2 protein-coding genes are annotated in these 2,313 nt (G+C 75.9%); one reads left to right on the forward strand and one right to left on the reverse strand.

What is annotated here, in order from left to right:
• Positions 1-65: 65 nt before the first annotated feature.
• Complete coding sequence (locus ACFWEJ_RS28460) at positions 66-638, reverse strand: DoxX family protein (protein WP_377232516.1); 573 nt, start codon at positions 636-638, stop codon at positions 66-68.
• A gap of 116 nt (positions 639-754) precedes the next feature.
• On the opposite strand from ACFWEJ_RS28460, the gene ACFWEJ_RS28465 reads away from it, so the two are divergent.
• Positions 755-2,200: a sigma-70 family RNA polymerase sigma factor gene (locus ACFWEJ_RS28465; RefSeq protein WP_377232517.1), complete on the forward strand. Its 1,446-nt coding sequence runs from the start codon at positions 755-757 to the stop codon at positions 2,198-2,200.
• Positions 2,201-2,313 lie beyond the last annotated feature (113 nt).

A 2,313-nucleotide genomic window follows, 5' to 3' on the forward strand; every position in this document is an offset into this window, starting at 1 on the left:
ACCTCAAAGCGAAGAAACCAGGGCCTCAAAGGGGATCGCGACGACCGGGTCCGCGGCCGGCCTGCTCAGCGTGTGGCCGACGCGGGCGCGTCGGCCGGGTCGTCGGCCTGGGCAGCCTGGGTGGCCCGGTCGGCCTGGGCGGCCGGTGCAGCCTGGCCGGACTGGGCCGAGCGCGACGGCGCCGGGCCCCGGAAGATCGCGATCAGATTGATCGTGAGCGCGACCGTGACCAGGCCGATCACGGGGACCAGGAGGTCGGCGTCCAGGTGCGGTCCGGTGGCCAGGAGGTCCCAGCGGCCGACGGCGACGGCCCCGGCCAGCGCCGCACACAGCGCCGTCTCCAGCGCAGGCAGCCACTCGCCGGCCCTGATGTGGAACCCGCTGGCCATGAGCGTGACGACGGCGAGCCCGGCCGCGGCCAGCGGCGTCGTCCACTCGAAGGCGCCCAGCAGCACGGGCAGGACGAGCGCGAACGGCGCCGCGAGCTCCACGACGCCGGTCAGGATGACGATCGAACGGGGCAGGTCGTCGAACCCGGCCCAGCGGTCGATGCCGCGGCCGGCGATCTTGGGCAGTGCCGCGAACAGGAAGAACAGCGCGAGGACGATCTGCGCCGCCCACAGGGTGGTGGTGAGCATGAGGCTCCTTCAGGTCGGTCGGACGGCGGTTCGCCGGCCGGGTGCGGGACAGGACGAACGGGCGTCCGGGTGTGTGACGCCGTCACATCGCGGGGTGCCCGATCGTCGTGCGGGGCATGAGCGAAGCTGGACGTGACCCCGCGCGAGCCGCCGGCGAAGGCGCCGGGGCGAACGCCGCGACCGACGCGGGGACCGACGCCGGGAAGGCGCGCGACGCAGGGGAAGTGCGCGACGGCGGGGAAGTGCGTGACGGCGGGAAGATGCGCGAGGCCGGCAGGGTGCGCGACGCCGGGGCCGGGCCGGAGGCCGGCAGGGCGCGCGACGCCAGGGCCGGGGCGGACGTCGGAGGGCTGAGGGGCGACACCGAGCGTGTCGCCGCGGCGTCGCGGGACGACCGGGCCTACCTGCTGGCCGTCGCGCGCCGCATCCTGGCCGACCCCGCCGAGGCCGAGGACGTGGTGCAGGACGCGTTCGCGCGGCTCGCGACCCAGGACGTCGGCGGCATCCGCGACCTGCGCGGCTGGCTGGTCGTCGCGGTGCGGCGGCTCGCGCTGGACCGCATCGGGTCGGCGCACCGGCGGCTGTCCGCGCCGCAAGACCCGGCCGCGTGGGACTTCGCGTCCGGCGCGCGGACACCGGGGCTGGGCTCGGCCGCGCCCGCGGACCCGGCGGACCGGATCACCCTGGACGACGAGATCCGGCGCGCCCTGTCCGTCGTGCTCGACCGGCTGACGGCGGGGGAGCGCGCCGCGTTCCTGCTGCACGACGTGTTCGGCATCCCGTTCGAGAGCGTCGCGGAGACGGTCGGCCGCACTCCGGCCGCGTGCCGCCAGCTCGCCAGCCGGGCGCGGCGGGCGATCCGGGCGTCGCGACCGCCGGCGTCCGGGTCTACAGCTGTAGCGTCCGGGTCCGCCAGGTCAACAGCTGGAGCGTCCGGGTCGGCCGGGTCAACAGCTGCAGCGTCGCCGTCCGCCGGGTCGGCGGCTGCGGCTGCGGCTGCGGTGTCGGCTGGGTCGGCGGCTGAGGCGTCGGCATCCGGCCGTCCGACGTCGGTCGCGCCGGGCTCGATCAGTCCGGCATCGATCGCCCCGGCTCAGACCGGGTCGACGCCGTCAGGGACCCCGTCGACCCGGTCTGGGTCGTCCGGGTCGGCGTCGGCAGCTTCGAGGAGGGCCGCGTCGGCGCGTCCGTCGTCGTCTCATCCGGAGCCGACCGCAACCGCCGGGCCCCGCGCCGACCCCCAGCTGCAGCGCGTGGTCGACACCTTCATCGCGGCCTGCGCGGGGGGAGACCTCGGGGCCCTGGTGCGGATCCTGCACCCCGACGTCTCGGGCTGGGCGACGCTGCGCGGCGAGCGCGTCGGCTTCGACACCGGCGCCGAGCGGGTGGCGGCCGGGTCGCTGCGCTACCTGGGGCCGACGTCGGGCTGGACCCTGGCGCCACTACTCCTGGACGACGGCGTGGCGCTCGTCGCGACGAGGGACGGCGCGCCCGTCGCGCTGATCCGGGTGCTCGTCGAGGACGGTCTGATCACGGCGATCCGCACGGTCCTGCTGCCCTGAATCCGGCGGGCCGGACGGGAGCCCAGCGCAACGGTCGACAGTCTGTCCGGCAGAGCGGCAGTTTGCACGGCAGAGTCGGCAGTCTGCATCGAGGTCGGCACAGAGTTGTGCCG

The sequence above is a fragment of the Promicromonospora sp. NPDC060204 genome (genome assembly GCF_042728455.1).
Taxonomy (GTDB): Bacteria; Actinomycetota; Actinomycetes; order Actinomycetales; family Cellulomonadaceae; genus Promicromonospora.